Below are 3,331 nucleotides of genomic sequence, written 5' to 3'. Positions count from 1 at the left end.
CGAAATTGGGTCTGTAGCTCAGTTGGTTAGAGCGCACCCCTGATAAGGGTGAGGTCGGCAGTTCGAATCTGCCCAGACCCACCAATTTTGTGTGGGAAACGCCTGTAGAAATACGGGGCCATAGCTCAGCTGGGAGAGCGCCTGCCTTGCACGCAGGAGGTCAGCGGTTCGATCCCGCTTGGCTCCACCACTACTGCTTCTGAAGTAAAGCTTAGAAATGAGCATTCCATCGAACCGATGATGAATGTTGATTTCTAGTCTTTGACTAGTTCGTTCTTTAAAAATTTGGGTATGTGATAGAAAGATAGACTGGACGTTACTTTCACTGGTAACGGATCAGGCTAAGGTAAAATTTGTGAGTTTAATCGCGAATTTTCGGCGAATGTCGTCTTCACAGTATAACCAGATTGCTTGGGGTTATATGGTCAAGTGAAGAAGCGCATACGGTGGATGCCTTGGCAGTCAGAGGCGATGAAAGACGTGGTAGCCTGCGAAAAGCTTCGGGGAGTCGGCAAACAGACTTTGATCCGGAGATCTCTGAATGGGGGAACCCAGCCAGCATAAGCTGGTTATCTTAAGCTGAATACATAGGCTTAAGAGGCGAACCAGGGGAACTGAAACATCTAAGTACCCTGAGGAAAAGAAATCAACCGAGATTCCCTTAGTAGTGGCGAGCGAACGGGGACTAGCCCTTAAGTGGCTTTGAGATTAGCGGAACGCTCTGGAAAGTGCGGCCATAGTGGGTGATAGCCCTGTACGCGAAAATCTCTTAGTCATGAAATCGAGTAGGACGGAGCACGAGAAACTTTGTCTGAATATGGGGGGACCATCCTCCAAGGCTAAATACTACTGACTGACCGATAGTGAACTAGTACCGTGAGGGAAAGGCGAAAAGAACCCCGGAGAGGGGAGTGAAATAGATCCTGAAACCGTATGCGTACAAGCAGTGGGAGCCTACTTTGTTAGGTGACTGCGTACCTTTTGTATAATGGGTCAGCGACTTATATTCAGTGGCGAGCTTAACCGAATAGGGGAGGCGTAGCGAAAGCGAGTCTTAATAGGGCGTTTAGTCGCTGGGTATAGACCCGAAACCGGGCGATCTATCCATGGGCAGGTTGAAGGTTAGGTAACACTGACTGGAGGACCGAACCGACTACCGTTGAAAAGTTAGCGGATGACCTGTGGATCGGAGTGAAAGGCTAATCAAGCTCGGAGATAGCTGGTTCTCCTCGAAAGCTATTTAGGTAGCGCCTCATGTATCACTGTAGGGGGTAGAGCACTGTTTCGGCTAGGGGGTCATCCCGACTTACCAAACCGATGCAAACTCCGAATACCTACAAGTGCCGAGCATGGGAGACACACGGCGGGTGCTAACGTCCGTCGTGAAAAGGGAAACAACCCAGACCGTCAGCTAAGGTCCCAAAGTTATGGTTAAGTGGGAAACGATGTGGGAAGGCTTAGACAGCTAGGAGGTTGGCTTAGAAGCAGCCACCCTTTAAAGAAAGCGTAATAGCTCACTAGTCGAGTCGGCCTGCGCGGAAGATGTAACGGGGCTCAAACCATACACCGAAGCTACGGGTATCACTTAGGTGATGCGGTAGAGGAGCGTTCTGTAAGCCTGTGAAGGTGAGTTGAGAAGCTTGCTGGAGGTATCAGAAGTGCGAATGCTGACATGAGTAACGACAATGGGTGTGAAAAACACCCACGCCGAAAGACCAAGGTTTCCTGCGCAACGTTAATCGACGCAGGGTTAGTCGGTCCCTAAGGCGAGGCTGAAAAGCGTAGTCGATGGAAAACAGGTTAATATTCCTGTACTTCTGGTTATTGCGATGGAGGGACGGAGAAGGCTAGGCCAGCTTGGCGTTGGTTGTCCAAGTTTAAGGTGGTAGGCTGAGATCTTAGGTAAATCCGGGATCTTAAGGCCGAGAGCTGATGACGAGTTACCCTTTGGGTGACGAAGTGGTTGATGCCATGCTTCCAAGAAAAGCTTCTAAGCTTCAGATAACCAGGAACCGTACCCCAAACCGACACAGGTGGTTGGGTAGAGAATACCAAGGCGCTTGAGAGAACTCGGGTGAAGGAACTAGGCAAAATGGCACCGTAACTTCGGGAGAAGGTGCGCCGGTGAGGGTGAAGCACTTGCTGCGTAAGCCCACGCCGGTCGAAGATACCAGGCCGCTGCGACTGTTTATTAAAAACACAGCACTCTGCAAACACGAAAGTGGACGTATAGGGTGTGACGCCTGCCCGGTGCCGGAAGGTTAATTGATGGGGTTAGCTAACGCGAAGCTCTTGATCGAAGCCCCGGTAAACGGCGGCCGTAACTATAACGGTCCTAAGGTAGCGAAATTCCTTGTCGGGTAAGTTCCGACCTGCACGAATGGCGTAACGATGGCGGCGCTGTCTCCACCCGAGACTCAGTGAAATTGAAATCGCTGTGAAGATGCAGTGTATCCGCGGCTAGACGGAAAGACCCCGTGAACCTTTACTATAGCTTTGCACTGGACTTTGAATTTGCTTGTGTAGGATAGGTGGGAGGCTTTGAAGCGTGGACGCCAGTCTGCGTGGAGCCATCCTTGAAATACCACCCTGGCAACTTTGAGGTTCTAACTCAGGTCCGTTATCCGGATCGAGGACAGTGTATGGTGGGTAGTTTGACTGGGGCGGTCTCCTCCTAAAGAGTAACGGAGGAGTACGAAGGTGCGCTCAGACCGGTCGGAAATCGGTCGTAGAGTATAAAGGCAAAAGCGCGCTTGACTGCGAGACAGACACGTCGAGCAGGTACGAAAGTAGGTCTTAGTGATCCGGTGGTTCTGTATGGAAGGGCCATCGCTCAACGGATAAAAGGTACTCCGGGGATAACAGGCTGATACCGCCCAAGAGTTCATATCGACGGCGGTGTTTGGCACCTCGATGTCGGCTCATCACATCCTGGGGCTGAAGCCGGTCCCAAGGGTATGGCTGTTCGCCATTTAAAGTGGTACGCGAGCTGGGTTTAGAACGTCGTGAGACAGTTCGGTCCCTATCTGCCGTGGACGTTTGAGATTTGAGAGGGGCTGCTCCTAGTACGAGAGGACCGGAGTGGACGAACCTCTGGTGTTCCGGTTGTCACGCCAGTGGCATTGCCGGGTAGCTATGTTCGGAAAAGATAACCGCTGAAAGCATCTAAGCGGGAAACTTGCCTCAAGATGAGATCTCACTGGAACCTTGAGTTCCCTGAAGGGCCGTCGAAGACTACGACGTTGATAGGTCGGGTGTGTAAGCGCTGTGAGGCGTTGAGCTAACCGATACTAATTGCCCGTGAGGCTTGACCATATAACACCCAAGCAAT

At 51.4% G+C, this 3,331-nt stretch carries 2 tRNA genes and 1 rRNA gene; all 3 read left to right on the top strand.

Annotated elements, in window-relative coordinates:
- The first annotated feature begins 7 nt into the window (after window positions 1–7).
- Window positions 8–84 (top strand) — tRNA-Ile (locus ACW9JE_RS29675).
- Between the two features lie 30 nt (window positions 85–114).
- Window positions 115–190: transfer RNA gene (locus tag ACW9JE_RS29670), tRNA-Ala, on the top strand.
- 233 nt (window positions 191–423) lie between these two features.
- A 23S ribosomal RNA gene (locus tag ACW9JE_RS29665) occupies window positions 424–3,315 on the top strand.
- Window positions 3,316–3,331: the final 16 nt, after the last annotated feature.

The organism is Pseudomonas sp. SDO55104_S430 (assembly GCF_054070595.1).
Note: the sequence above shows the minus strand (reverse complement) of the source record. Positions and strands in the feature narration are given on the sequence as shown.